This window comes from Streptomyces sp. NPDC050759 (genome assembly GCF_044456945.1).
GTDB lineage: Bacteria > Actinomycetota > Actinomycetes > Streptomycetales > Streptomycetaceae > Streptomyces.
Genome location: NZ_JBITGI010000018.1, coordinates 113,240 through 136,424, shown reverse-complemented (window position 1 = coordinate 136,424; position 23,185 = coordinate 113,240). Strand labels below are relative to the sequence as shown.

The 23,185-nt window shown below is 71.6% G+C and carries 22 protein-coding genes; 10 read left to right on the top strand and 12 right to left on the bottom strand.

Annotation, left to right across the window (positions count from 1 at the left end; all coding sequences use genetic code 11):
- Positions 1–6: 6 nt before the first annotated feature.
- Complete coding sequence (locus ACIBJB_RS38665; protein ID WP_398938079.1) at positions 7–1,227, bottom strand: saccharopine dehydrogenase family protein; 1,221 nt, start codon at positions 1,225–1,227, stop codon at positions 7–9.
- Between the two features lie 109 nt (positions 1,228–1,336).
- Here ACIBJB_RS38665 and ACIBJB_RS38660 point away from each other — a divergent pair, with 109 nt between their 5' ends.
- Positions 1,337–2,041, top strand: coding sequence for a TetR/AcrR family transcriptional regulator (locus ACIBJB_RS38660; RefSeq protein WP_398938077.1), 705 nt, complete (start codon positions 1,337–1,339; stop codon positions 2,039–2,041).
- A 60-nt stretch (positions 2,042–2,101) separates the two neighbouring features.
- Here the strand turns inward: ACIBJB_RS38660 and ACIBJB_RS38655 are convergent, their stop codons facing one another.
- The gene (locus ACIBJB_RS38655) at positions 2,102–2,992 is read right to left on the bottom strand and encodes a LysR family transcriptional regulator ArgP (RefSeq protein ID WP_398938220.1); all 891 of its coding nucleotides are present in this window, start codon (positions 2,990–2,992) and stop codon (positions 2,102–2,104) included.
- Between the two features lie 69 nt (positions 2,993–3,061).
- Here ACIBJB_RS38655 and ACIBJB_RS38650 point away from each other — a divergent pair, with 69 nt between their 5' ends.
- Both ACIBJB_RS38650 and ACIBJB_RS38645 read left to right on the top strand, forming a co-directional pair.
- Positions 3,062–3,679, top strand: a complete 618-nt coding sequence (locus ACIBJB_RS38650; RefSeq protein ID WP_398938075.1) for a LysE/ArgO family amino acid transporter — start codon at positions 3,062–3,064, stop codon at positions 3,677–3,679.
- A gap of 110 nt (positions 3,680–3,789) precedes the next feature.
- Positions 3,790–5,088, top strand: coding sequence for an MFS transporter (locus ACIBJB_RS38645; protein ID WP_398938073.1), 1,299 nt, complete (start codon positions 3,790–3,792; stop codon positions 5,086–5,088).
- 90 nt (positions 5,089–5,178) lie between these two features.
- Here the strand turns inward: ACIBJB_RS38645 and ACIBJB_RS38640 are convergent, their stop codons facing one another.
- The 3 genes from ACIBJB_RS38640 to ACIBJB_RS38630 form a co-directional block, all read right to left on the bottom strand.
- The gene (locus ACIBJB_RS38640) at positions 5,179–5,634 is read right to left on the bottom strand and encodes a cyclic nucleotide-binding domain-containing protein (protein ID WP_398938071.1); all 456 of its coding nucleotides are present in this window, start codon (positions 5,632–5,634) and stop codon (positions 5,179–5,181) included.
- A 258-nt stretch (positions 5,635–5,892) separates the two neighbouring features.
- Positions 5,893–7,371, bottom strand: a complete 1,479-nt coding sequence (locus ACIBJB_RS38635) for an aminotransferase class I/II-fold pyridoxal phosphate-dependent enzyme (RefSeq protein WP_398938069.1) — start codon at positions 7,369–7,371, stop codon at positions 5,893–5,895.
- Between the two features lie 204 nt (positions 7,372–7,575).
- A complete protein-coding gene (locus ACIBJB_RS38630) occupies positions 7,576–7,785 on the bottom strand; it encodes a hypothetical protein (protein ID WP_079140589.1) in 210 nt (69 codons plus the stop codon).
- Between the two features lie 209 nt (positions 7,786–7,994).
- On the opposite strand from ACIBJB_RS38630, the gene ACIBJB_RS38625 reads away from it, so the two are divergent.
- The 5 genes from ACIBJB_RS38625 (at position 7,995) to ACIBJB_RS38605 (ending at position 11,095) form a co-directional block, all read left to right on the top strand.
- A complete protein-coding gene (locus tag ACIBJB_RS38625) occupies positions 7,995–8,438 on the top strand; it encodes an ATP-binding protein (protein ID WP_398938067.1) in 444 nt (147 codons plus the stop codon).
- Positions 8,439–8,642: 204 nt separating this feature from the next.
- Positions 8,643–9,503, top strand: a complete 861-nt coding sequence (locus tag ACIBJB_RS38620) for a SigB/SigF/SigG family RNA polymerase sigma factor (protein ID WP_398938065.1) — start codon at positions 8,643–8,645, stop codon at positions 9,501–9,503.
- A 20-nt stretch (positions 9,504–9,523) separates the two neighbouring features.
- The gene (locus ACIBJB_RS38615; RefSeq protein ID WP_398938063.1) at positions 9,524–9,742 is read left to right on the top strand and encodes a DUF5133 domain-containing protein; all 219 of its coding nucleotides are present in this window, start codon (positions 9,524–9,526) and stop codon (positions 9,740–9,742) included.
- 56 nt (positions 9,743–9,798) lie between these two features.
- Complete coding sequence (locus tag ACIBJB_RS38610) at positions 9,799–10,632, top strand: DUF1206 domain-containing protein (RefSeq protein WP_398938061.1); 834 nt, start codon at positions 9,799–9,801, stop codon at positions 10,630–10,632.
- A gap of 28 nt (positions 10,633–10,660) precedes the next feature.
- Positions 10,661–11,095, top strand: a complete 435-nt coding sequence (locus ACIBJB_RS38605; protein WP_398938059.1) for a hypothetical protein — start codon at positions 10,661–10,663, stop codon at positions 11,093–11,095.
- A gap of 128 nt (positions 11,096–11,223) precedes the next feature.
- Here the strand turns inward: ACIBJB_RS38605 and ACIBJB_RS38600 are convergent, their stop codons facing one another.
- Together ACIBJB_RS38600 and ACIBJB_RS38595 are read right to left on the bottom strand one after the other, a co-directional pair.
- Positions 11,224–13,455: an FUSC family protein gene (locus ACIBJB_RS38600; RefSeq protein ID WP_398938057.1), complete on the bottom strand. Its 2,232-nt coding sequence runs from the start codon at positions 13,453–13,455 to the stop codon at positions 11,224–11,226.
- Between the two features lie 82 nt (positions 13,456–13,537).
- Positions 13,538–14,914, bottom strand: coding sequence for an NAD(P)/FAD-dependent oxidoreductase (locus ACIBJB_RS38595; RefSeq protein ID WP_398938055.1), 1,377 nt, complete (start codon positions 14,912–14,914; stop codon positions 13,538–13,540).
- Between the two features lie 267 nt (positions 14,915–15,181).
- Between ACIBJB_RS38595 and ACIBJB_RS38590 the strand changes: the two genes are divergently transcribed.
- On the top strand, positions 15,182–15,541 hold the full coding sequence (locus tag ACIBJB_RS38590; protein ID WP_398938053.1) for a PRC-barrel domain containing protein: 360 nt from the start codon (positions 15,182–15,184) through the stop codon (positions 15,539–15,541).
- Between the two features lie 16 nt (positions 15,542–15,557).
- On the opposite strand, the gene ACIBJB_RS38585 is transcribed toward ACIBJB_RS38590, so the two are convergent.
- Complete coding sequence (locus ACIBJB_RS38585) at positions 15,558–15,992, bottom strand: ATP-binding protein (RefSeq protein WP_057611524.1); 435 nt, start codon at positions 15,990–15,992, stop codon at positions 15,558–15,560.
- A 117-nt stretch (positions 15,993–16,109) separates the two neighbouring features.
- Entirely contained in the window at positions 16,110–18,005 is a 1,896-nt protein-coding gene (locus ACIBJB_RS38580) for an AMP-dependent synthetase/ligase (RefSeq protein WP_398938051.1), read from the bottom strand.
- 152 nt (positions 18,006–18,157) lie between these two features.
- On the opposite strand from ACIBJB_RS38580, the gene ACIBJB_RS38575 reads away from it, so the two are divergent.
- Positions 18,158–18,391: a DUF6480 family protein gene (locus ACIBJB_RS38575; protein ID WP_398938048.1), complete on the top strand. Its 234-nt coding sequence runs from the start codon at positions 18,158–18,160 to the stop codon at positions 18,389–18,391.
- A gap of 3 nt (positions 18,392–18,394) precedes the next feature.
- On the opposite strand, the gene ACIBJB_RS38570 is transcribed toward ACIBJB_RS38575, so the two are convergent.
- From ACIBJB_RS38570 to ACIBJB_RS38560, 3 genes are all read right to left on the bottom strand, one after another.
- The gene (locus ACIBJB_RS38570) at positions 18,395–19,483 is read right to left on the bottom strand and encodes a glutamate--cysteine ligase (protein WP_398938046.1); all 1,089 of its coding nucleotides are present in this window, start codon (positions 19,481–19,483) and stop codon (positions 18,395–18,397) included.
- Positions 19,484–19,591: 108 nt separating this feature from the next.
- Complete coding sequence (gene glgB, locus ACIBJB_RS38565) at positions 19,592–21,799, bottom strand: 1,4-alpha-glucan branching enzyme (RefSeq protein WP_398938044.1); 2,208 nt, start codon at positions 21,797–21,799, stop codon at positions 19,592–19,594.
- A 3-nt stretch (positions 21,800–21,802) separates the two neighbouring features.
- Positions 21,803–23,164 carry a maltokinase gene (locus ACIBJB_RS38560; RefSeq protein ID WP_398938042.1) on the bottom strand — a complete coding sequence of 454 codons (1,362 nt, stop codon included), beginning with the start codon at positions 23,162–23,164 and terminating at the stop codon, positions 21,803–21,805.
- Positions 23,165–23,185 lie beyond the last annotated feature (21 nt).

Genomic DNA, 23,185 nt, shown 5'->3' with positions numbered 1-23,185 from the left:
GCCCGGTCACTGCTCCCGCAGGCCCCACGGGGAGCCGTACGCGGTCAGCAGATCCAGGAAGGGACGGGCCGGGAAGGCCTCCGGACCGAGGACGCCCGCGCCGGACCAGGCGCCGGTGGCGAGGAGTTCGAGAGCGACGACCGGGTTCACGGCGGTCTGCCACACCACCGCCTGACAGCCGTACTCCGCCATGGACCACTGGTTGTCGACCACGTGGTAGAGGTACACCTCGCGCGGCGCCCCGTCCTTGACCCCCTTCACCCAGGTGCCCGCGCAGGTCTTGCCGTGCATCCGCTCGCCGAGCGTCGCCGGATCGGGCAGACACGCGGCCACGACGTCCCGGGGCGAGACCGCGGCCGGCCCCGCGGCGCTCGGCACGGTCACCGGCGCGGTGCGGTCCAGGCCGAGCAGGTGCAGGGTCTTCAGCGTCTCCACGAACTCGCGGCCCAGTCCGTACTTGAAGGTGACCCGGCGCGCACCGACCCAGCGGGGGACGAGCAGCACCTCCTCGTGCTCCACGTTCACGCACTCGACCGGGCCGATGCCCTCGGGGAAGTCGAAGACCTCCGGCTCGCTGAAGGGTTCCGTCGTGAACCAGCCGCGGTCGGCCTCGTAGACCACGGGAGGGTTCAGGCACTCCTCGATGGTGGTCCAGATGCTGAAGGAAGGGGCGAAGTCGTAGCCGTCGACGGTGAGATCCGCGCCGTCGCGGACACCGATCTCCTCGATCTCGTCGAAGAGCTCATCGGCCGCGTGCCGGGCGAAGACGTCGGAGAGGCCCGGCTCCACACCCATGCCGACGAGGGCCAGCGCGCCCGCCTTCTCCCACTCCTCGGCCTGCGCGAACTGCTGGTCGCCCAGCTTGACCCCGCACTCCTCGTACGGCCGCTCGGGATGCGGACGCGACAGGGACATCGCCATGTCGACATAGGTCGCCCCGGCGGAGCGCGCCGCCCGGAACAGGGGCATCACGAACCGCGGGTCGGTGGCGTTGAGGAGGACGTCGCAGGCGTGCCGCTCCAGCAGGGCGGTCACGGCAGACTCGTCGTTCGCGTCCACGCGCTCGGCGCGGAACCGGTCGGCCCGGTCGCCGAGCGCGGTCACCGCGGCCTCGGCGCGGGCGGGGTCGTAGTCGGCGACGACCATGACGTCGAAGAACGGCCGCCGGGCGGCGATCCGGGTGATGGCCGTGCCGACGCCCCCGGCGCCCACGAGCAGTACACGCATGACAAACACTCCCTTACGGGTCCAAGGTCGCAGACGGACGGGGCCCCTGGCGGAGATACAACGCCGGGCGCTCGTTTAAGGTCAATGGCGTTGGCATAAGGAGGCCGCCATGCCGAAGCCTGTGGTCCCCGAGGACAAGCGCCGTCGGCGCAGGCCCACCAGGAGCGGGACCGTGCTGTCCGAGGGGCTGATCGTCGAGACGGCGCTGCGGATGCTCCGCGAACACGGCAGCACCGGCCTCACCGCCCGCCGCCTGGGCCTGGCCCTGGACGCCGACCCGAGCACGCTCTACCGCTACTTCCGCGGCATGGACGACCTGACGCTGGCCATCGGCGACGCCCTGATCGGGCAGGCGCTGGCGGGCTGGGCGCCGACGGGGCGGTGGCGGCACGATCTGCGCGAGGTGGGCCTGCGCATCCACGCCGCGTACGTCGCTCATCCCCAGGCCGCCGTGCTGACGACCAGCAGGGTCACCGGCCGGGCCAACGAACTGGCCGCGGACGAGGCGGTCCTGGACATCCTGCGCGGGGCGGGCTTCCCGCTCCCGGACACGGTGCGGATCTACCACGCCTTCATCGACCAGACGCTGGCCTTCGCGGCCCTGGACGCGGCGTCCCTGGCCCTGCCGAGCGCGGCGCTGGACGCCGACGAGTCCATGTGGCGCTCGACGTATGCCCACTTGCCCGGCGACCGCTACCCGCGCATCGCGGAGGCGGCACCCCTCCTGGCGACCCGCATGGTCACCAGTGCGTACGAGACGGCCTTGGACATGCTCCTGGACAGTGCAGAGATACGGCTCCGGGGGGCGCCCTGAAGGGGCGCGGGGAACTGCGCGACCAGCCACGACGGACCCGCGGTCGCCCGACGGCAGCTCTCATCGCAGCGTTTGCGACGCGGCAACCGTGACCGCTTCCGCCACCGCCCCCAACGCCGGCGAATCCAACTTCCACTGCTGCCAGTACAGCGGAACATCCACCGGCCGATCCGGCGCCAGCGAGACCAACCGCCCCGCCCGCAGCAGCGAACTCGCTTGCACCTCCGGCACCATCCCCCATCCCAACCCCAGCTCGACCGCCTCGACGAACCCCTCGGACGTAGGCACCGCATGCCGCACCCGGCTCGCCCCTCTCCGGCCCAGCTTCCGCAGAAACCCGTCCTGGATGTCGTCGCTCCGATCGAACGTCACCACTGGAGCCTCGGTCAGCGCATCCCCCAACGGCCCAGTGAGATACCGCGAGACGAACCCCGGGCCGGCCGCCGCGAGATACCGCATCCGCCCCAGCGCCCGCACGGAACACCCCGCCACGGCCTCGGGCGAGGACGTCACCGCCGCCATCACCAGCCCCTCCCGCAGCAGCTCTGCCGTACGGGTCTCGTCCTCGCGCCGGAGCTCGAAACACAGCCGCTCCCGGTCGGGAACCCGCGTGAGCGCTCCCAGGAACCAGGTCGCCAGGGAGTCCGCGTTCACCGCGACCGAGACCCGGGTCACCTCTCCCTCGCCCGGCATGCCCAGCTCGGCGAGAGCGTCCCGCTCCAGCCGGGCCAGCTGCCGGGCGAACCGCACCACCACCTCGCCCGACTCGGTCGGCCGCACCGGCTTCGTGCGGACCAGCAGCACCCGCCCCGTGCGCTGCTCCAGCGCCTTCACCCGCTGACTCACCGCCGAAGGGGTCACATGCAGAGCGGCGGCCGCGGCGTCGAACGTGCCCTCGTCGACCACCGCGAGCAGAGTCCGCACCTGATCCAGGGGAAGCTCGGTCATCATCACGACAGCTAATGATACGTAAGAATCTTTAGCTGTACGTCCAGTGATCGTCTCCGTACCGTCGACGTCATGCCCGCTTCCCTGTCCGCCGCTGCCGCAGGTTTCGGCACCGGCCTCTCGCTCATCGTCGCCATCGGCGCCCAGAACGCCTTCGTCCTGCGTCAGGGGATCCGCCGCGACGCCGTCCTCGCCGTCGTCGGTATCTGCGCCCTGTCCGACGCGCTCCTCATCGCTCTCGGCGTCGGCGGTGTCGGCGCCGTGGTGGTCGCCTGGCCGGGCGCGCTGACCCTGGTCGGCTGGATCGGTGGGGGATTCCTGCTCTGCTACGGCGCCCTCGCCGCCCGCAGGGTCTTCAAGCCGGGGGAGTCCGGCCTGCGGGCGGAGGGCGAGGCGACGGGCTCCCGGAAGCGCGCGGTGCTGACCTGTCTGGCGATGACCTGGCTCAACCCGCACGTCTACCTCGACACCGTGTTCCTGCTCGGATCCGTGGCCGCCGACCGCGGCCCGCTGCGCTGGACCTTCGGGCTCGGTGCCGTGCTCGCCAGTCTGTGCTGGTTCGCGGCGCTCGGCTTCGGGGCCCGGCTGCTCAGCCGTTTCCTCGCCAAGCCGGCCGCCTGGCGTGTGCTCGACGGACTGGTCGCCGCCACGATGGTCGCCCTCGGCGCCACGCTGGTGGCCGGAGCGTGACGTCGTCAACGGCCAGGTCCACAGGCTGAGATACCGCGTCCCGGACTCCTGGGCGGTGCTGCGATAGTGAACCCTGGATCCGTTAGATGTAACGAGCAACCAGGAAGCGTGTGGACACCGGCGAGAGCAGCACCGAACCCAGGACACCGGCCGCGGACGAGGCGCCGCCGCCCCGGCGTGGCTGGCGTCGCTGGGCGATGGACACCCGCCCGCTGCGCATACCGGCCTACCGCCGGCTGTGGAGCTCGACCATCGTCACGGCCGTCGGCAGCCAGCTCACCGCCGTCGCGGTGCCCAAGCAGATCTACGACATCACCGGCTCCTCGGCCTGGGTCGGCGCCGCGAGCATGGCCGGACTGCTGCCGCTGATCGTGTTCGCGCTGTGGGGCGGCGCGGTCGCCGACAGCATGGACCGCCGCAAGCTGCTGCTGATCACCAACACCGGAATCGCCGTCACGTCGGTCCTGTTCTGGCTGCAGGCCGTCAGCGGGCTCGACTCGGTGGCGACCCTGATGGTCCTGCTCGCGGTGCAGCAGGCGTTCTGGGGCCTCAACTCCCCTGCCCGCAACGCCTCCATCGCCCGGCTGGTGCCCGAGGACCAGCTACCTGCCGCCAACGCTCTCGGCTCGACCGTCATGCAGACGGGCCAGGTGATGGGTCCGCTCCTCGCGGGTGTCCTGATCCCGGTGATCGGCCTGCCCGAGCTGTACCTCATCGACGCCCTGGCGCTGTGCGTCACGGTGTGGGCGGTGTACCGGCTGCCTTCCCTGCCGCCGCTCGCGAGTGCCGTGGCACGCCGGGCCGGCGTGCGCGAGATCGCCGAGGGCTTCCGCTACATCTCCGCGCACAAGGTGCTGTTGCTGTCCTTCCTCGCCGACATCATCGCCATGGTCTTCGGTATGCCCCGGGCCCTGTTCCCGCAGCTCGCCTCCGAGACCTACGCCCCGTACGGCGAGGGGCTCGCGCTGGGCCTGCTGTTCGCCGCGATCCCGATCGGCGCGGTGGTCGGCGGGCTGGTCTCCGGCACCTTCTCGCGGGCCCGTCGGCACGGCTGGATGGTCATCGGCGCGGTCGTCGCCTGGGGCGTGGCCATCACCGGCTTCGGGCTGAGCGGCAGTCTGTGGCTCGCCGTCCTGTTCCTGGCCGCGGCCGGGGTCGCCGACATGGTCTCGATGGTCTTCCGCGGGGCGATCCTGCTGTCCGCCGCGACGGACGAGATGCGCGGCCGTATGCAGGGTGTCTTCACCGTCGTCGTCGCGGGCGGCCCCCGCCTCGCCGACGTCCTGCACGGCACCGCCGGCTCGGCCTTCGGCGCCCGGCCCGCGGTCGCCGGCGGCGGCATCCTGGTCGTCGCCGTCATGCTGACCCTGGCCTTCGCCGTGCCGGCGCTGCGCCGCTACCGCGTCTGAGACCTGACGAACCCCCTGCAGCCCGTGACCTGGTGCTCCGGGAACACACGGAACGCGCTTCTCAACGGGTGTTCGTCGCCTGCCGAGGCACTAGAGAACACCACGCCGGCGCGACCCGTACTGCTCCATCAGCTTGCCCCGGGTCGTCTCCAGCCGGTGGGCGAGAATCTCGGCGACGCTGCGGACCAGGATCATGCCGAGCTGCCGGTCCTCCTCGCACAGCCGCAGCACCGCCGCCGCGTCGAACTCGTAGGCGCGCACGGGGCTGAAGGCCTCCGCGCCGAAGTCCCACTGGTACGGCGGGAACAGCCAGGACCAGCCGAGCAGGTCGCCGGCGCCGAGTGCGGCGACCGTGACCCGGTGATGGGTGGTCACCTGCTGGGTCAGCGAGACCGCTCCGGAGCGGATGACCCAGAAGCGGTCGGCCCTGCCGCCCGCCTCGAAGATGTGGAAGTCCTCGGGGAAGGAGACCTCCTTGGCGAGCGTCATCAGGCTCTGGCGCTGCGGCTGCGGCAGTGCGGTCAGCAGTTTTATCGCTTTGGTCATGACGCGGGGCTCCTCGCCGGCGATGGATTCCGGTGTTGTGCCTACGCCCATTTCAGCGGCTGCCGCCGTCCGGGGCACCTCGGCGGATGTGAGGATCTCGCCAGGGCATGAAAAAGCCCTGGCTGGACGGGGGAGGCCAGCCAGGGCAGACAGAGGTGGTGTCGGAGGACGGTATGTCGACCCCGTCACCACGTATGAATGAACCGTAAACCATCCATGGCGATTTCGCGCAATGGAAACCGAGGTGCGTGACCGGTTTCACTCGGCGGTCGCGTTTACTACCCTGATCGTCTCCAGCTCCGCGTCGGCGGGATCGGGCAGGTTCATGCCCGCGGCCACCCCGGTCCGCAGGTATTCCAGTACGGGCTCGGTCAGCAGTTCACCGGGCAGCACGGCCGGGATCCCCGGCGGATACGGCGTGATCATCTCGGCCGCGATCCGACCGGCGGCCTCGGCGACCGGCACGTTCTCGGCGGGTCCGAAGAACGCGTCCCGGGGAAGCCTGACCTGTTCCATCCGCAGCTCGGACGGCGGCGGTACCTCCACCCGCGGGGCCGGGCGCAACTCCGGCGCCGCCCGGGCGAGATCCCTGAGCGCCGCGAGCAACTCGCCGGTGGTCTCCTCGTCGTCGCCGTGGGTGATCTGCATCCCGATCCGCCGGTGGTCCGTGAGGTGGGCGTCGATGCGCCGGTGCTCGCGCAGCCAGTCCGCGGCCTGGAATCCGGTGATCCCGAGCCCGTCGAGGTCGATGACACCGGGCAGCGGATCGAGGTCGTCGGCCAGGCCGGGCCCGCAGAAGTCGTCGCGGTCGTCGACGTGCATCCCGTCGATCTCCTCGATCGCGGAATGGACCCGCGCCGCGAGATCCAGCGCCCCGCCCATCACCTCCTTTCCCCGCAGCGCCATCTGCCGGCGCCAGCCGTCCAGACCGGCGTACAGCAGCACCGAGGGACTGGTGGTGCCCAGCAGGTCGGCGCGCATCTTCAGCAGGTCCGGCGGGACGAGATCACCCCGCAGATGGAAGACCGACCCCTGCTCGAAACCGCTGCCCATCTTGTGGATGCTGGTCACACAGATGTCGGCGCCCGCGTCCATGGCCCAGGACGGCAGATCGGGATGGAAGGGCAGGTGCGCGCCCCACGCCTCGTCCACGATCAGCGGGACCGACCGGCGGTGGCAGACCTCGGCGATGTCCCCGAGGGCCGCGCAACTCCCGTACGGCGTCGGGCTGGTGACCAGGGCGCCCTTCGCGTCGGGATGGGCTTCGAAGGCCCGCTCGTACTCCGCGGCGGACGGCGGGTGCGCCAGGTGGCGTTCGGCGTCCCACCGCGGCTCGATCCAGACCGGTTCGATCCCCGACAGGATCAGCCCGGACACCACCGACTTGTGGGCGTCCCGCCCGATCAGCAGCTTCTCGTGCGGACCCGCGACGGCCAGCATCGCCGCCTTCACCGAGAGGGAACTCCCGCACGTGGTGAAGAACGTGTGCTCGGCGTGCACGGCGTCGGCCATCAGCTCCTCGGCCCGCTCCAGCACCCGCCCCCGGGTCAGCCGGTCGTCCAGACCGCCCGACGCCAGCACGTCCCCGAGGAAGACCGCGTCGCCCAGCGTCTCCCGGACCGCCGGGTCGGCCCCACGGGCCTGTTTGTGCCCCGGCGGTGTGAAGGACAGCTGTCCTCGGCGGTGGTAGTCGGCCAGAGCTTCCAGGACGGGTGCTTGGGTGTGGTCGACAGTCATGGGGCTCGGGTGCCCGGCCCGACCTTCGTCAATCAGTGGGCACCGGACGCCCCGGGCCCTGCTGCCCGCGACGGGGACGGTATCGATCCTGGTCGGCCGCCTGATCGCCGCCCACTACGTGATCAGGCGGTGGTCTTCACGGCCGGGATGCCGACCCCCGTCCGGATCCGCCGCTACGGCCGCGCCGCCACGAAGGGCGGGCGGTCAGCGGCTGCCCGGCCTGAGCACCTCGTCCAGCACCCTGATCACCGCCTCGTAGGCCAGGGTGCGTACGGCGGCGTCCCCGGCCGCCTCCGGATCGGAGGGCCGCAACTCGTCGCTCCGCGCCCGCCAGGACCGCTCCTCCTCCACCGCACAGGCCCGGGCGCGCTGGATTCGGCGCAGCAGTTCATCTGAGTCCACGACATCCGTCATACCGTCCGCGTACCCCCGGATTGCGATCGAATGGCCGAACGTCCCGCCCGAAACGGGGAGGTTTGACCGGGCGCTGAGAGGTCAGCCGCTACTAGAGGCTCACGGGGAAAGCGCACCGTACAGGGGCACCGTGTCCGTGGGTCGAGCCGGGCCCGGCCTCCGCTGCACCGACCCGAGAGCCAGTCGATTCATCGATCAGGAGCCACCTCATGTGCGAGGAGCACAGGGCCGAAGCCACCCCCGAACTCGCCGTCGCGCACCCACGCGCACGGTCACAGCCGTGCCGGCCGGCCGAGGCACGCCGGGCGGTCGAACGGGCCGTGTCCGAGCGCTGCCGCACCACGCACACCTCGTGCGACGCGCAGGCCCTCTCGGACGCGCTGCTCGTCGCCTCCGAACTCACCACCAACGCGATCCTGCACGGCGGCGGCATCACCGACTTCCACGTCGATGTCGAGGGCCGGGGCGTGTGCCTGTCGGTCAGCGACCGCAGCGCCGAGCAGCCGGTCGCCAAGGAGCCCGTCGACCCGCAGGGCAGGTGGCGGCCCGGCGGCCACGGCTGGCCGATCGTCTGCCGACTGGCCCGCGACGTCCATGTGACCGGCCTGCCCTCGGGCGGGAAACGCATCACCGCCGTGGTGCCCCTGAGCTGATCCGGCTCCTCTGTGGAAGCCGCCGGAAACGGAGTTTCGACAGCGGAGTTTGAGCCCCATACAGCAGGGCAGACGCAGTTTCGTGCTTCGGACCGGAGGCGCGCCAGCGGGAGCTGCATGGCTGCTGCGGGCCCCTCTTCGGCGGTCCCGGCGGCGTCCCTCCCGCGGTCAGTCCCTGAACCCGTTCTTCAGGAGCGAATCCGCATGCTCACCGACACGTCGACCAGCCGTCCCACCACCCAGGACCGCCCCACCACCGCCGGCAGGCGGCGGCACGACGACGCCCCCGACACCATGGCCCTCTTCGCCCGGCTGGCCGGGCTTGAGGAAGGCCCCGAGCGCGACGCCCTGCGCGACGAACTCGTCACCGCCTGGCTGCCCATGGCCCACCGCATCGCCGGCCGGTTCCGCGACCGCGGCGAATCCCTGGAGGACCTGCGCCAGGTCGCGGCCCTCGGGCTCGTGAAGGCCATCGACCGGTTCGAACCGGAACGCGGAGCCTTCGAGAGCTACGCCGTGCCCACCATCACCGGCGAGGTCAAGCGCCACTTCCGGGACCGCATGTGGGCCCTCAGGGTGCCCCGCCGCGTACAGGAACTGCGCAACAAGGTGCGGGTGGCCCGGCGCGAGCTCACCCAGAACCCCGGTTCCCCCGAACCGACGCCCGCCGACCTCGCCGCCCACACCGGTCTGACCGAGGACGAGGTCACCACCGGCCTGGAGGCCCTCGAAAGCTTCAGCACCCTGTCCCTGGACGCCGAGCTCTCGGCCGGCGACGACGGCTACAGCCTCGCCGACACCCTGGGGGCCCCCGACACGTCGTACGACGTCGTGGTCGACCGCGAATCCGCCAAGGAGGGCCTGCGTCGGCTGCCCGAGCGCGAGCGCGCCATTCTCTACATGCGCTTCTTCGAGGACATGACACAGAGCCGCATCGCCGACCAGCTCGGCATCTCGCAGATGCACGTCTCCCGGCTCATCAGCCGCAGCTGCGCGCGCGTGCGCGACGAGGCGCTGGCGGACCGGGCGCGGAGGCAGGCCGCCGACGGGCAGGGCGAGGCGTGAGCTCGCGAGGAGTGAGCCCGATGCTGATACCCGACCCCGCGTTCCTGCGCCGTCTCGTCGACGCGTACGAGGCACTGCGGGCCGAGGAGGCCGCGAAGGTGGCCGAACCGAGCCCGCGGGCCCGGGACCTCGCCTACACACTCTGCGTTTCCACCGGCACGCGGGACGTGCGGCGGGCCCTGGAGACGGCTCACCGCCTGCTCGCGGCCATGCCCGAACCCACGCGCCTGGCCGACTGACCGCACTCCGTGTGACCGCCCGCCAGGACGGCATCCGGACGTCAAGGGGGATCGACATGACCACGAGCACCACAGCACAGACCGGCCGGATCGAGGCCAGGCGCGCGGCACGCGGTTCCGTCATGGAGGGCGCCGCCCGCGCGGGTTTCACCGCCCGCGGAGTGATCTATCTACTGGTCGGTGTGCTGGCCCTGCAGATCGCCTTCGGCGACGGCGGGCGCCAGGCCGACCGGGGCGGCGCCCTCGCCGCCCTCGCCGACAAACCGTTCGGTTCCGTCGTCCTGTGGGCGCTGGGCATCGGGCTCGTCGGCATGGCCCTGTGGCGGCTGTCCGAGGTGGTGTTCGGCTCGGTCGGTCCTGACGGCCGTAAAGCCACGAAACGGCTGCTGTCGGCGGCCCGCTGTGTCTTCTACGCGTTCGTCGGCTATTCCGTGCTGTCCTTCGCCGCCGGCTCCGGCAGCGGAGGATCGAGCGACGAACAGTCCAAGGACATCACCGCCCGGGCCCTGGAGTGGCCCGCGGGGCAGTGGCTCGTGGGCGCCGCGGGCGCCGGCATCGCGGTGGCCGGTGTGTGGATCGCCGCGCAGGCGCTGCGCAGGTCCTTCCACGACAAGCTCAAGCTCGCCCAGATGGGCCCGCGGGTCAGGAAGCTGGTCGATGTGACGGGTGTCGGCGGCGGAGCGGCGCGTGGAGTGGTGTTCACCGCGGCGGGCGCGTTCGCCGTTCGCGCCGCGGTGGACTACGAGCCCAAGAAGGCGAAAGGCCTCGACGACACGCTCCGCTCGTTCGCCGAGACACCCCTCGGACCGTGGCTGCTCGTCCTGGTCGCGGCGGGGCTGGTGCTGTTCGGGGTGTTCTCGTTCGCGATGGCTCGCTGGCGAAGGGTCTGAGCGGCGGGACACGGGGAACCCGGGGTGCATGAACGAACCCGAGCTTCCGCCCGACGGTAGGCCCGTGGACGTCTACCTGAATCTGTTGCGCATCCGTATGGCCTCGGAGGACTACGAGACGCTGCTCGACGTCGTCCGCCCGGTCCTTCGGGCGATCGACGAACAACAGCTGCCCGCGTTGGACTTCGCTCTGGAGGACAGTCAGCAGGACGGGCTGCCCCAGGAGGTCCGCGACGAGGCCGCCCTGGTCATCGCCACTGCCGTGACCGGCCGACTGGACAACAAGGTGGTCGAACTCCATGTCGACGACGGCACCGGCCCGATCCGGGTGGTCACCGACGCGGACACCGCCGCCGACCCGGTCCGCCTCGGCGAGATCGCCGACTACATCCGCGAACGCCGTCGGCTCGACGACGAACTGCGCGGCATCGCCGAGGTGAGCGGTCTGCCCACGGACCTGTGAGCACCGGGCCGGTCCGATTCCTCGTCGTGGGCCGCGGGCCGCAAGGTGCCCTTCCAGCGCCCGAACGTCCGGGACAGCTGCTGCAGCGGCGAGGTGGCGTCCGGATCCGCGCGGGGCTGTGGTGCCGGCTATCGCTTCGGCGCCGCGACCGGCACGTGCAGCGGCCGGGCCAGACCCACCACGGTCTCGTCCAGGCGCTGTACGTGCCGCAGCACGCGGTCGGTGACACGGCCGAAGCGCGGAGTGCCGGGGACTTCGGTGTCCAGCAGGGACGCGATGCTCGGCCCGGTCTCGACCCGGTCGGTGGAGCGCTCGTCCGCCACGTGCGCGGCGATCGCCGCGATGTTGTCCCCGATCCGCCGGCCGGCTCGGCGCAGCCGGGGATCCGCCGCGATCGAGGGGTGCGTGGACAGCAGTTCCGCCGTCGCCGCCAGCGAGCGCGCGTGGTACGCGCAGGTCTCCAGGAGCGCCACCACATAACGGGCGGTGTCGCGCCGGGCCCGCAGCGGTGTGATCGGATGCGTCAGCGGCTTGGTCGCCGCCCGCAGATCGGCCAGCGCCTGGTCCAGGTCGCGCGCCTGGTCGAGCAGTTCGACGGGGGAGCCGCCGCTGAGCTGGTCCACCGCGGCCTCGGTGACCTCGTCGAGCCGCTCCAGGACGGTGACGAGCAGGTCGTTGGTACGGCGGTCCGTGCGCACCGGCAGGACGAACGCCGCCGCTATCACTCCGCAGGCCGCGCCGAGCGCGGTCTCCTCCACCCGCAGCACCAGCACCGAGAGGCTGTAGGTGTGCAGCAGGGTGTAGAGGAGCCCCAGGGCCGCGGTGACGAAGAAGGACATCAGCGTGTAGGAGAGCGGCGCGGTGTAGAACATCGCGAACACCAGCACCAGCACCAGGGCGAACGCCGTCCAGGTGTGCTGCCCGACCGCCCCGGCCAGCACGATCCCGGCCAGCACGCCGAGGACGGTACCCAGCAGCCGGCGGTAGCCCTTGACCAGGATCTCGCCCGTGGACGCGGTGTTCATGAAGACGATCCAGCAGGTCAGGACCGCCCAGTACCAGCGCTGGCTGGAGAGGAACTCGCCCCCGAGGATGGCCAGCGAGGACCCTACGGCGACCTGTACCGCGGCCCGCGTCGTGGGCCGCCTGAGCCCCGTGAGCTCCTCCTGGGTCCCGGCGTCCTCGTCACCGGCGTCGATGACCGCGTCCTCGGCGTCCAGCTCCTCGCGCGAACGGGCCGTCGCGGGGGAGTCGTCCGACTCGTCCTGCGGACCGTCCAGGGCGACCCTGAGCCCCAGCACCGCCCGGGCGGCCTCACCGACACCTCGGAAGACGTCCTGCACGGCGGGCGGCGCGGGCGGCAGGTTCTCCTCCTCGCGGTAGCCGAGGAGCCGGTTGCGGACCTGGGACAGCGCCGTGCCTGACCGGGCGGCGACGGGACGCAGCACCAGCAGCCGCAACGCCTCCAGATCACGGCGCACCCGGGCCATCGCCTCGTCCCGGCCGGTCATCCGGCCCGCTCGCGGGGCGGGCGCGCCCGGCAGATGAAGGGTCAGTGTGTCCGCCCGCTCGGCGCTGCGGGCGCTCAGCAGCAACAGGCCGAGCCGCTCGGCGGCGATCTCGGCGTCCGCGACACGCCGCTGCACGAGCCGCGCCGTGGCCGCGTCGGACGTCCCCTCCTCCAGCCGCCCCTGGATCATCAGCGCGGTCTCGTGCAGCCGCGCGGTCCCCTCCCGTACGTCCTTCAGCGCCTCGTCGATCTCCTCCGGCCCCGCGTCCAGCAGCTGGAGCTGCGCGGTGACCAGCTGGGCCAGCCGGGCCCGGAAAGCCTCCCGCAGGCGTTCGAGAAGGCCTACGGGAGTCTCCGGCACCAGCAGGAAGCGCGCCGCCGCGCTGCACAGGAACGCGACACCGAGGACGCCATACAGCTCGGGCAGACCGGAGACGGTCGCCTCGACGAACAGGGACACGAAGTAGACCTGGAACCCGATCAGTCCGAGCGCGGTGCCCCGGTCGCCGAAGCGGCGGCCGTAGACGGCGCAGAAGATCAGCGCGACGAAGAAGAGGTCACCGGCCACCACACGTGAGCTGAGGAGCGCGCCCAGGGACATCGAGGCCAGTGCCACCGGGAGGCCCAGGGCGAGCGTCACGGCCTGCGAGGCGCGCTGCTTCTCGCGGATGGCGAACGTCGCGACCATCGTCGCGATGGCGCCCGCCACCAGATGCGGGACGTCTGCCCCCAGCAGACCGAGGACGGCCAGCGTGAGCGCGATCGCCCCCGCCGTGCGCAGCCCGGCGGCCAGCCGGAGCAGCCCCGGGTCCGACGCGGCGAGCCGGTCGCGCAGCCTCGCTGTGTTCACTCCGCCGTACTCACTCCCGTGTCAGGTCATGATCCGTTCCAGCATGGCACGGCGGGGTGGCTCCGGTGATGTGCGGCCCCTCCTACTGGTCCAGTCCGCGAGCTCCCTCGACCTGCTCCCTGACCTGTTCCGGCGTCAGATACGCGTCGGTGTACTCGAAGTCCTTCAGCTTGGCGGGCTTGCGGGCCTGGAAGCCGGTGCGGACGAAGTCGTCTCCCGCGAGGGCGTTGAGCGTCCAGTTCGTCGCCACGCGGACCTTGGCGACGTTGGTGCGCAGCGCGGCCCAGTGGTAGCCGCGGGCCGCGAACTGGGCGGGCAGGCCGCGCAGTTCGATGCCGAGTGGCTTGGAGACGGCGTCCTTGCCGCCGAGGTCGACGACGAGGCCCAGGTCCTTGTGGACGTACGGCTTCAGCGCCTGGCCCCGCAGCGTCGCGATGACGTTGTCGGCGACCACCTTGCCCTGGCGCATGGCGTGCTGCGCCGTGGGCGGGCAGATCGCGCTGTCGTCGTCCTTGGCCTTGTCGGGCACCGCGGCGGAGTCGCCGAGCGCGAAGACGCCGTCCTGGCCCGGCAGGGTCATCTCGGCGGTGACCGCGAGCCGCCCGCGAACCGTCTCGGCGCCGAGCGTGGCGATCAGCGGGCTCGCGACGACCCCGGCCGTCCAGATCAGGGTCCGGGTGGGGATCACCCGGCCGTCGGTGAAGGTGACCTCCTCGGGGCCCGCCTTCTCGATGGAGACACCCAGCGACACGTCGATGCCGCGCCGGCGCAGGATCTCCTGCGCGCTGCGTCCCAGCTTGTCGCCCAGCTCCGGCATCAGCTTCGGGGCGATGTCGATCAGATGCCACTTGATCAGCGAGGGGTCGATGCGCGGGTAGCGCTTGACCGCCGCGTGGGTGAGCTTCTGCAGACAGGCGGCGGTCTCGGTGCCGGCGTATCCGCCGCCGACGACCACGAACTGCAGCCGGGCCGCGCGCTCGGCCGGGTCCTGGCTGGCGTCCGCGAGATCGAGCTGGGAGATGACGTGGTCGCGGATGTAGGCGGCCTCGGCGAGGGACTTCATGCCGAAGGCGTGATCGGTGAGCCCGGGGATGTCGAAGGTGCGGGTGATGCTGCCCGGAGCCAGCACGATGTAGTCGTACGGCTCGTTGATGATCTCGTCCGTGATGGTGCGGATCACGCAGACCTTGGACTTGAGATCCACGCCGATGGCGCCGCCCGGGATGATCCGGGTGCGGTACTTCTTGCTGCGGCGCAGCGAGACGGCGATCGACTGGGGCGTCAGCACGCCGGAGGCGACCTGGGGCAGCAGGGGGAGATAGAGCTGGTAGGCGAACGGCGTCACCAGGGTGACGTCGGCTTCGTCCGGGGAGAGTTTCCGCTCCAGCCGGCGAACGCATTCGACACCGGCGAAGCCGGCGCCAACCACCAGGATCCTGGGTCGTGTCACGGTGTTCATCCCTTTCTGCGGCTCCAGGCGGTCTGCCTCGAACGCCCTTCGTCTGCCCGTGCGGGCGCGACGAATGCGTCGAGGACCACCTTGCCCGTCCCGGCCTGAAAGTGCACCGGGAGAAAAGTGAAGGAGGTGCGCGGACCGGACGCGGAGAAACCGCTTGTGAGGGTGCCGGTCGCCGAATGTGTGTGCGGCAGAGGGGTATTGGGGTGCTGTGGGCCCGCTCGCAGCGGAGAGCCGGGGCCGTGCAGTGCCGGAGAGGGAAGGAGCAGCGTGACCACCGACAGAATCTGGTCGTACGCGCCGGACAGCGGATATGTCGAGGGACAGGACCTGACGGGCTTCACCGTCGTCGCGAGCGACGGGACGATCGGACACGTGGACCGGCAGGCCGCTCCCCACGGCATGGGACACCTCGTCGTCGACACCGGCGTCTGGGTCTTCGGCAGGAGCGTCCTGGTACCGGTGGGCGTCGTCACCGGCGTCGACACCCAGGGCCGCCGGATCATGCTGGCCTGCACCAGGTCGGAGGTGAAGGCGGCCCCGCGGTTCGCGACGGACAGCGAGACCAGGGACCGCGCGTACCTCGCGGCGGTCGGCGCCTACTACCTGAAGCTCGCGGCCACGGCCTGACCGGGGCCGGGGGACGTCACCACGGCAGGAAGGCGTGCACATCCTTGCCGCGGTCGTCCGTGACCACGCTGACCTGGTCGCACAGCGCGTGCACGAGGTGCCAGCCGACGCCCCCGCCGCCGCTGCGGGGATCGAAGGCGCGGGGCGCGGGCGGTGTGGGGTTGGTGTCGCGCAGGGTCACGTGCACGCCGTCGAAGGTCCGGCGCAGCCGGAGTGCGAAGGGGCCGGGAGCGTACTGGACGGCGTTGGCGGCGAGTTCGGTGACGATCAAGAGGATGTCGTCCCAGTGCTCGGCGCTCGCGGGCGGCACCCGGTCGGCCAGGTCACCGAGGAATTCCTCAGCGGCAAGCCGCGCGCCCGTCACGCACTGCGGTTCTCCCGCGAAACGGGTCGTACGGCTCGGAATCGCCTCGGAAGTCAGTGTCTCGTCCCAACGCGGCTCGGTCGCCATGCCGGAGTTCACCCCCGTGGAGTCGGCAAGGCTTGGTCCTTTCACTGGCATCGCCATTGTGCTGTGTTCCCGGGGGGACGCGCCCCAATCGTCCTCCACCATGTCGGCTCAGGCGCATCACCGGAACACGTTGTCCGAGTCGTCCCAGCTCAGCACGTCTTCCGCCGGTGTGCGCCGGGCACCGGGCGAGCGTGCCTGGTACATCGCGTCGATCTCCAGCGCGTACCGGCGCACGATCTCGTCCCGGCGCAGCTTCATCGACGGCGTCAGCAGGCCGTTGGCCAGGTCGAACGGTTCCGACAGCACCCGGAACACCCGGATCGACTCCGAGCGCGAGACCGTGCTGTTGGCGGCGGCCACGGCCCGCGCGATCTCCTCCCGCAGCGCGTTCTCCTCCCGCGCCGAGGGGTCCTGCTGGGCCACCAGGACTCCTCGCCAGTGGGCCAGGAACACCGGGTCCAGGGTGAGCAGGGCGCCCACGCAGGGCCGGTTGTCGCCGACCACCACGGCCTGGTGGATGAGCGGGTGCATCCTCAGCCGGTGTTCCAGGGCGGCCGGGGCCACGCTCTTGCCGCTGGTGGTGACGATGATGTCCTTCTTGCGGCCGGTGATCGTCAGATAGCCGTCGGCGTCCAGCCTCCCGAGGTCCCCGGTGGCCAGCCAGCCGCCGTACAGCGCGGCCCGTGTCGCGGCCTCGTCGTTGACATACCCCTGGAAGACCGATGGCCCGCGCACCAGGATCTCCCCGTCGTCCGCCACCCGCAGGTCCACGCCCGGCAGGGGCCGGCCCACGGTCCCGGACTTCTCCCGGCCCAGCGGCTGCATGGTGATGCCGCCACAGGTCTCCGTGAGCCCGTATCCGTCGTGGACGTAGACACCGATGCCCTCGTAGAAGAGGGAGAGTTCACGGTTGAGGGTGGAGCCGCCCGAGGTGGCACGCCGGGCCCGGCCGCCCAGCGCCGCCCGCAGTCTTCGGTACACAGTCCGTTCGTACAGGGCGTGCTGGAGCCGCAGGTCGAAACCGGGACCGGGGCCCTCGCCCAGCCGCTGCCGCTCGCAGGCCAGGGCGAAATCCCGTGCCGTGTCGGCGGCCCGCTCGAACAGGGCGCCGCGGCCCGCCTGCTGGGAGGCGCGCAGGAAGTTCTTGTAGATCTTCTCGAAGACCGAGGGGACGGCATAGAAGTAGGTGGGGCGGAAGGAGTTCAGGGAGGCCGCCAGCGCCTCCTCGCTCAGGTCGGGCTCGTGGGCCATGAGCAGACCGCCGCGGATGCACACGCCCTGGATCATGAGGCCGTACACATGGGAGAAGGGCAGGAAGGCGAGGACGGACGGCTGCTGTCCCGCCGGGGCCGTGATGTGGCGCCAGCCCTCGATCAGCGTGTCGACGGGGCTCGCGAGGCCGCGGTGGCTGAGTGCGCAGCCCAGCGGACGGCCCGTGGTGCCGGAGGTGTAGGCGATGACCGCCGTGGAGTCCGGCAGCACGATGCGGCGCAGCGACTCGACCGTGGCGAGCGGGATCATCCGGCCACGCTCCGTCAGCGCTTCCAGCGCGTCCGCGTCCAGCTGCCAGACGTGACGCAGTCTGGGCAGCGAGGCGCACACGGAGCCGACCGTCATCACCGCCTGCTCGTCCTCCACCACCACGGCCACACAGCCGGTGTCCCGCAGGATCCACTCGACCTGTTCGCGCGACGACGTCGGATAGATCGGCACGACCTCGGCGCCGACCGTCCACAGCGCGTAGCTGAGAACCGTCCACTCGTAGCGGGTGCGCGCCATGATCGCCACCCGGTGGCCGGGCGAGATCCCGGACGCGACCAGCCCCTTCGCGAGGTCCACGACCTCGTCCCGCAGCTCCACGGCCGTGACCTCCTGCCAGCCTCCCGAGGAACCCTCGGGACGGCGGGCGAGCACCGGCAGGGTGGGGTCGAGCTCCGCCCTCTCGAAAACGCTGTCGGCCAGACCACCACTGGAGCGCGAGATGGTCCGGGGAGCGAGGGCGAAGTCGCGCATGCGCTGCTCCTGACGTGTACGGGCTGTGACGGAGCCGACGAGCTCGGTCATCGGCGGTGCTCGAATCTAGCCCAGGTGTGAGCGGGCGGTCCCTGGAATACGGAAGTAAGCGGTCACCCGTGATCTGGTCGAGATCGGGGCACTCGGACCGCATGAGTTACACGAACCCCGATCCCGAACCCGAACGCAGCACCGGACTGGAACCCGGCGGCGGCGTACCCCCGGGCGAGACCCCGCCCGCCGAGAGCAGCCTGCCCGAGGCAGGCCCCCGGGAGACGCACAACCCGACCAGGGGCTGGGCCAAGGGGCCGCTGGCCCTGATCCTCCTCCTGGTCGTGCTCGTCGCCGCCTTCTTCCTGGTGTACGCGGTCGTCCTGGCCCTGTGACGCCTACGTCTGGGTCAGCCGCACGCACTCGGTGACCACGTCCCGCAGGCTCCCGGTGCGCTCCAGCAGCTCGCGCTGCACGCGGGCACCGTTGCCGTGCCGCAGCAGTTCGGCACAGGACTCGCGGGCCCGGTCCAGGTCGCCGCTGTCGGCGAGCGCGTCCTCGACGTGCTCCAGCAGGGCCCGTACCACCGTCTTCGCGGGCATCCGGTGCATGGTCGCCGGGTGGAGCAGCTCCTCGGACAGCCCGGAACGCGCGGCCCGCCAGGCGGCCAGCCGCAGCAGGCTCACGCTGTGCGTCAACGGCTCCCGGCCCGCCCGCCACTCGCGCGCGGCCGTCTCCACCAGTCCGCGGGCGAGGGTCGCCAGCAGGACGGCCGTGTCCGCGTGCAGACAGACGTCCGAGACCCGGATCTCCACCGTCGGGTAGTTCCGGGACAGCCGGGCGTCGAAGTAGATCATTCCCTCGTCCAGGATGACGCCGGTCGCCACCATGTCCGCGACCCGCCGGTGATAGCGCTCCGCCGAGCGGAACGGCTCGGTCGGACCGGCCGAGGGCCAGCGCTGCCACACCCGGCTGCGGTAACTGCTGTAGCCGGTGTCCTTGCCCTGCCAGAAGGGCGAGTTGGCGCTCATCGCGGCCAGCACGGTCAGCCAGGGCTGCATCCGGTCGACGACGGCGACGGCCTCCTCGTCGGATTCCACGGACACGTGGACGTGACAGCCCATGACGAGCTGCTCGCGGGTGGCGATGCCGTACTGATCCGCCATCCACTGGTAGCGGCGGCCGATGCCGACCGAGGGGCTGACGGGCAGCGGCGAGGTGGCCAGGGAGGCCACGGCACAACCGCTGTCGCCGGCGAGCCGGGCGGCCTCCTTGCGGCAGCGCACGATCTCGGCGCGGAGCTCGTCCATGCCCGACTGCGGGTGGGTGGCGAACTCCAGCATCTGGTTGTGCAGCTCCTTCTCGAAGACGTCCTGGTCAGGCCCGTCCTGCGCGGCCCGCGCGAGCACGGCCGCGGACAGCGCCTGCGGCTCGCCGGTCTCGGGGTCGACCAGGAGGAGTTCCTCCTCCACTCCGACGGTGCGCACGTGATCCAGCCCCTTCTGTGGCCCTCGGCGACGACGAGGATGCTCGTTCTCGTACGACCCCGACTGCCCCTCCGGGACCGGTCGGACACCTCCGCGTCGCCCGCGGACTCAGCCGGGCACCGGGACCAGCCACACCGTCGCGAGCGGCGGCAGGGTGAGCCGCAGCGCCCCGTCCTCCGCCTTGACCGGGTCACGCCGGACGATGTCGCCGCCGCCGTACCGCGCGGCGTCGGTGTTGAGGGACTCCTGCCACAGGGGGAGTCCGTCGGGAACGGTGAGGCGGTAGTCCTCGCGCACGACGGGGGAGAGGTTGGAGACCGCGAGCAGCGGACTGCCCGCCGCATCGAACCTCAGGAAGGCGAAGACGTTGTCCTCGGCCGCGTCCCCCACCACCCACCGGAAGCCGCCGGGGTCGGTGTCGCGCTGCCAGAGCGCGGGGGTCGCCCGGTAGGCGGTGTTCAGATCGCGCACGAGGTCACGGACGCCCCGGTGGTCGGGCTCGGCCGCGTACGCCGGGTCGAGCAGCCACCAGTCCGGGCCGTGGGGCTCGGACCACTCGGCGCCCTGGGCGAACTCCTGGCCCATGAACAGGAGCTGCTTACCGGGGTGGGCCCACATGAAGCCGAGATACGCCCGGTGGTTGGCGCGCTGCTGCCACCAGTCGCCCGGCATCTTGGACACCAGCGCCTGCTTGCCGTGGACGACCTCGTCGTGGGAGATGGGCAGGACGTAGTTCTCGCTGTATGCGTACACCATCGAGAAGGTCATCTCGTTGTGGTGGTACTTGCGGTGCACCGGCTCATGGCTGATGTAGCCGAGGGAGTCGTGCATCCAGCCCATGTTCCACTTCAGGCCGAAGCCCAGACCCCCGCTGTCCGTGGGGCGGGTCACGCCGTCCCAGGCCGTGGACTCCTCGGCGATCGTGACGACACCCGGCGCCCGGCGGTACACGGTCGCGTTCATCTCCTGGAGGAAGGCGACCGCGTCGAGATCCTCCCGCCCGCCGAACACGTTGGGGCTCCACTGGCCAGAGTCGCGCGAGTAGTCGAGATAGAGCATCGACGCGACCGCGTCCACCCGCAGCCCGTCGATGTGGAACTCCTCGCACCAGTACACGGCGTTGGCGACCAGGAAGTTGCGCACCTCGACGCGCCCGTAGTCGAACTCGTAGGTCCCCCAGTCGGGATGCTCGGCCCGGCGGTCGTCTCCGGGCTCGTACAGGGGATCCCCGTCGAAGCGGGCCAGCGCCCAGTCGTCCTTGGGGAAGTGCGCCGGCACCCAGTCCATGATCACGCCGATGCCGGCCCGGTGCAGGGCGTCGACCAGGTACTTGAAGTCGTCCGGGGTGCCGAGCCGGGCCATCGGCGCGTAGAACCCGGTGACCTGGTAGCCCCAGGAGCCGCTGAAGGGGTGCTGCGCGACCGGCATCAGCTCGACATGGGTGAAGCCCAGGTCCCTGACGTACGACGGCAGCTCGTCGGCCAGTTGACGGTAGGTCAGTCCCGGCCGCCAGGACGGGAGATGGACCTCGTAGACCGAGAACGGCGCCACGTGCACAGGCGTGTCCCCGCGGTGGGCCATCCAGTCGTGGTCGCCCCACTCGTAGCGCGAGGAGGTCACGATGGACGCCGTGTCGGGTGGCACCTCCGCGCGGCGGGCCATCGGGTCGGCCTTGAGGAACCGGCCGCCGTGGCGGGAGGTGATCTCGAACTTGTACCGGGTGCCCTCTGCGATGCCGGGCAGGAACAGCTCCCACACCCCGGACGCGCCGAGGGACCGCATCGGGAACGCCTGCCCGTCCCAGAACGTGAACTCCCCGGCCACCCTGACCCCTTGGGCGTTGGGCGCCCACACCGTGAAGCGGGTGCCGGTCACGCCTTCGTGGGTCATCGGCTCGGCGCCGAGCGCCTTCCACAGCTGCTCGTGGCGGCCCTCGCGGATGAGGTGGAGATCGGTCTCGCCGAGCGCGGGCAGGAAGCGGTACGGGTCGTGCACCTCCTGCTCCCCGTCGGCGTACGCCACCACCAGGGTGTAGTCGGGGATCGTGTCGAGAGGCAGCAGACCGGAGAACAGGCCGTCGCCCTCCGAGGCCAGCCGCCTGCGCTCGCCGGCGATCACGACGCTCACCGCGCGGGCGAACGGGCGCAGCGCCCGGAAGACGATCCCGCCCGCGACCGGGTGGGCGCCGAGCAGCGCGTGCGGGTCGTGGTGGGCGCCCGCCAGCAGCCGGCCCCGGTCCACGGGGTCGAGCGGCGGGGCCGGAGCGCAGCGCGCCACTCCGGACGGCTCGGGCAGTGAGGTGTCGCGCAGGGCCACGGCTCAGTCTCCTCTCACGGCGAGTCGTTCGATCGCCGCCATGGGCACGGGCAGCCAGTCAGGCCGGTGTCGTGCTTCGTACAGGACCTCGTAGACGGCCCGGTCGGTCTCGTAGGCGCGCAGCAGGCCGTGCTTCTTGCGCGGATCCCACCCGGCGAGGGCGGCATAGCCCCCGCAGAAGGCCTCCCGGCAGCGGCGCGCCCACTCCGGCCGCCAGGGCCGGCGCTGCCGGGCCGCGTAGTCGAAGGAGCGCAGCATGCCCGCGATGTCCCGCACCGGGGACTGGGCGGCGCACCGCTCGGCGAGCGGGCGGGACGGCTCGCCCTCGAAGTCGATGACGAACCACTCGCGGCCCGCCCGCAGCACCTGCCCCAGGTGCAGGTCGCCGTGGACGCGCTGGGCGGGCGGCCCGGAGTCGCATGTGGCCAGTGCGCCGAACGCGCTCTGCAGGCCGGGGACGAACGGCCGCAGCGCGGGCACGCTGTGCGCGGCGGCGTCCAGTCGTTCGGTCATCGCGGCCGCCGTGGAACCGTTGTCGTCATGGCCGCTGCCGGGGAAGGCGGCGGCCAGCGCGAGGTGCACCTCGGCCATGGCCCGCCCCAGCTCGTGGGCCTGCACGGTGAAGTCGTCACCCGAGGCCAGCGCCTGCAGGGCCAGTGCCCAGCCGTCGGACGCGTCACGCAGATACGGCTGCAGCACACCGAGCGTCGCCCCCTGCGGATACGTGGTCCGGAACCAGGCCACCGGCGCCGGCACCCGACGGCAGCCCTGCCCGGCCAGCGCGACCGGCACCTCCAGGTCCGGATTGACCCCGGGCTGGATGCGGCGGAAGACCTTCAGGATGAACTCGTCGCCGTACACCAGGGAGGAGTTCGACTGCTCGGTCTCCAGCAGCCGCGGGGGGAGCCCGGCGGGCACCGGCACCGACGGGTCGCCCTCGAAGCGCAGGGGACCGGCCGTGCCGGGATGCCGCAGCCGCTCCAGCAGCAGCTGTGCCGAGCGCGGGTCGTGCAGGGCGTCGTAGATCGTCAGGCCGGCCAGCGGGCCCCGCTCCGCACGGCCGATGAGGGCGCGGCCGAGACGCGGCGAGAGGTGTTTGCGCACGCCGAGCAGCAGCTGGTAGCAGTCACCGGCCGGGGCGCCGCCGCCGGGCCCGGGCACCCCGCCGTGACCGGTGTGGACCAGCAGATGCAGACAGCCCGGGAACAGCTCGGTCATCGACAGCAGACCGAGCTCGCTCACGGGGCGGTCCTTGCCCGCGAACCAGCGCTGCCGCGGCAGCCATTGGCGCAGCAGCTCGCCCAGCGAGGTCATGAGATCGGTCGCGAGCGCGGGCCTCGGGCTGACCGATGCGGTCTTCGGCATGGTGACGCGTCCTTTCGTCGG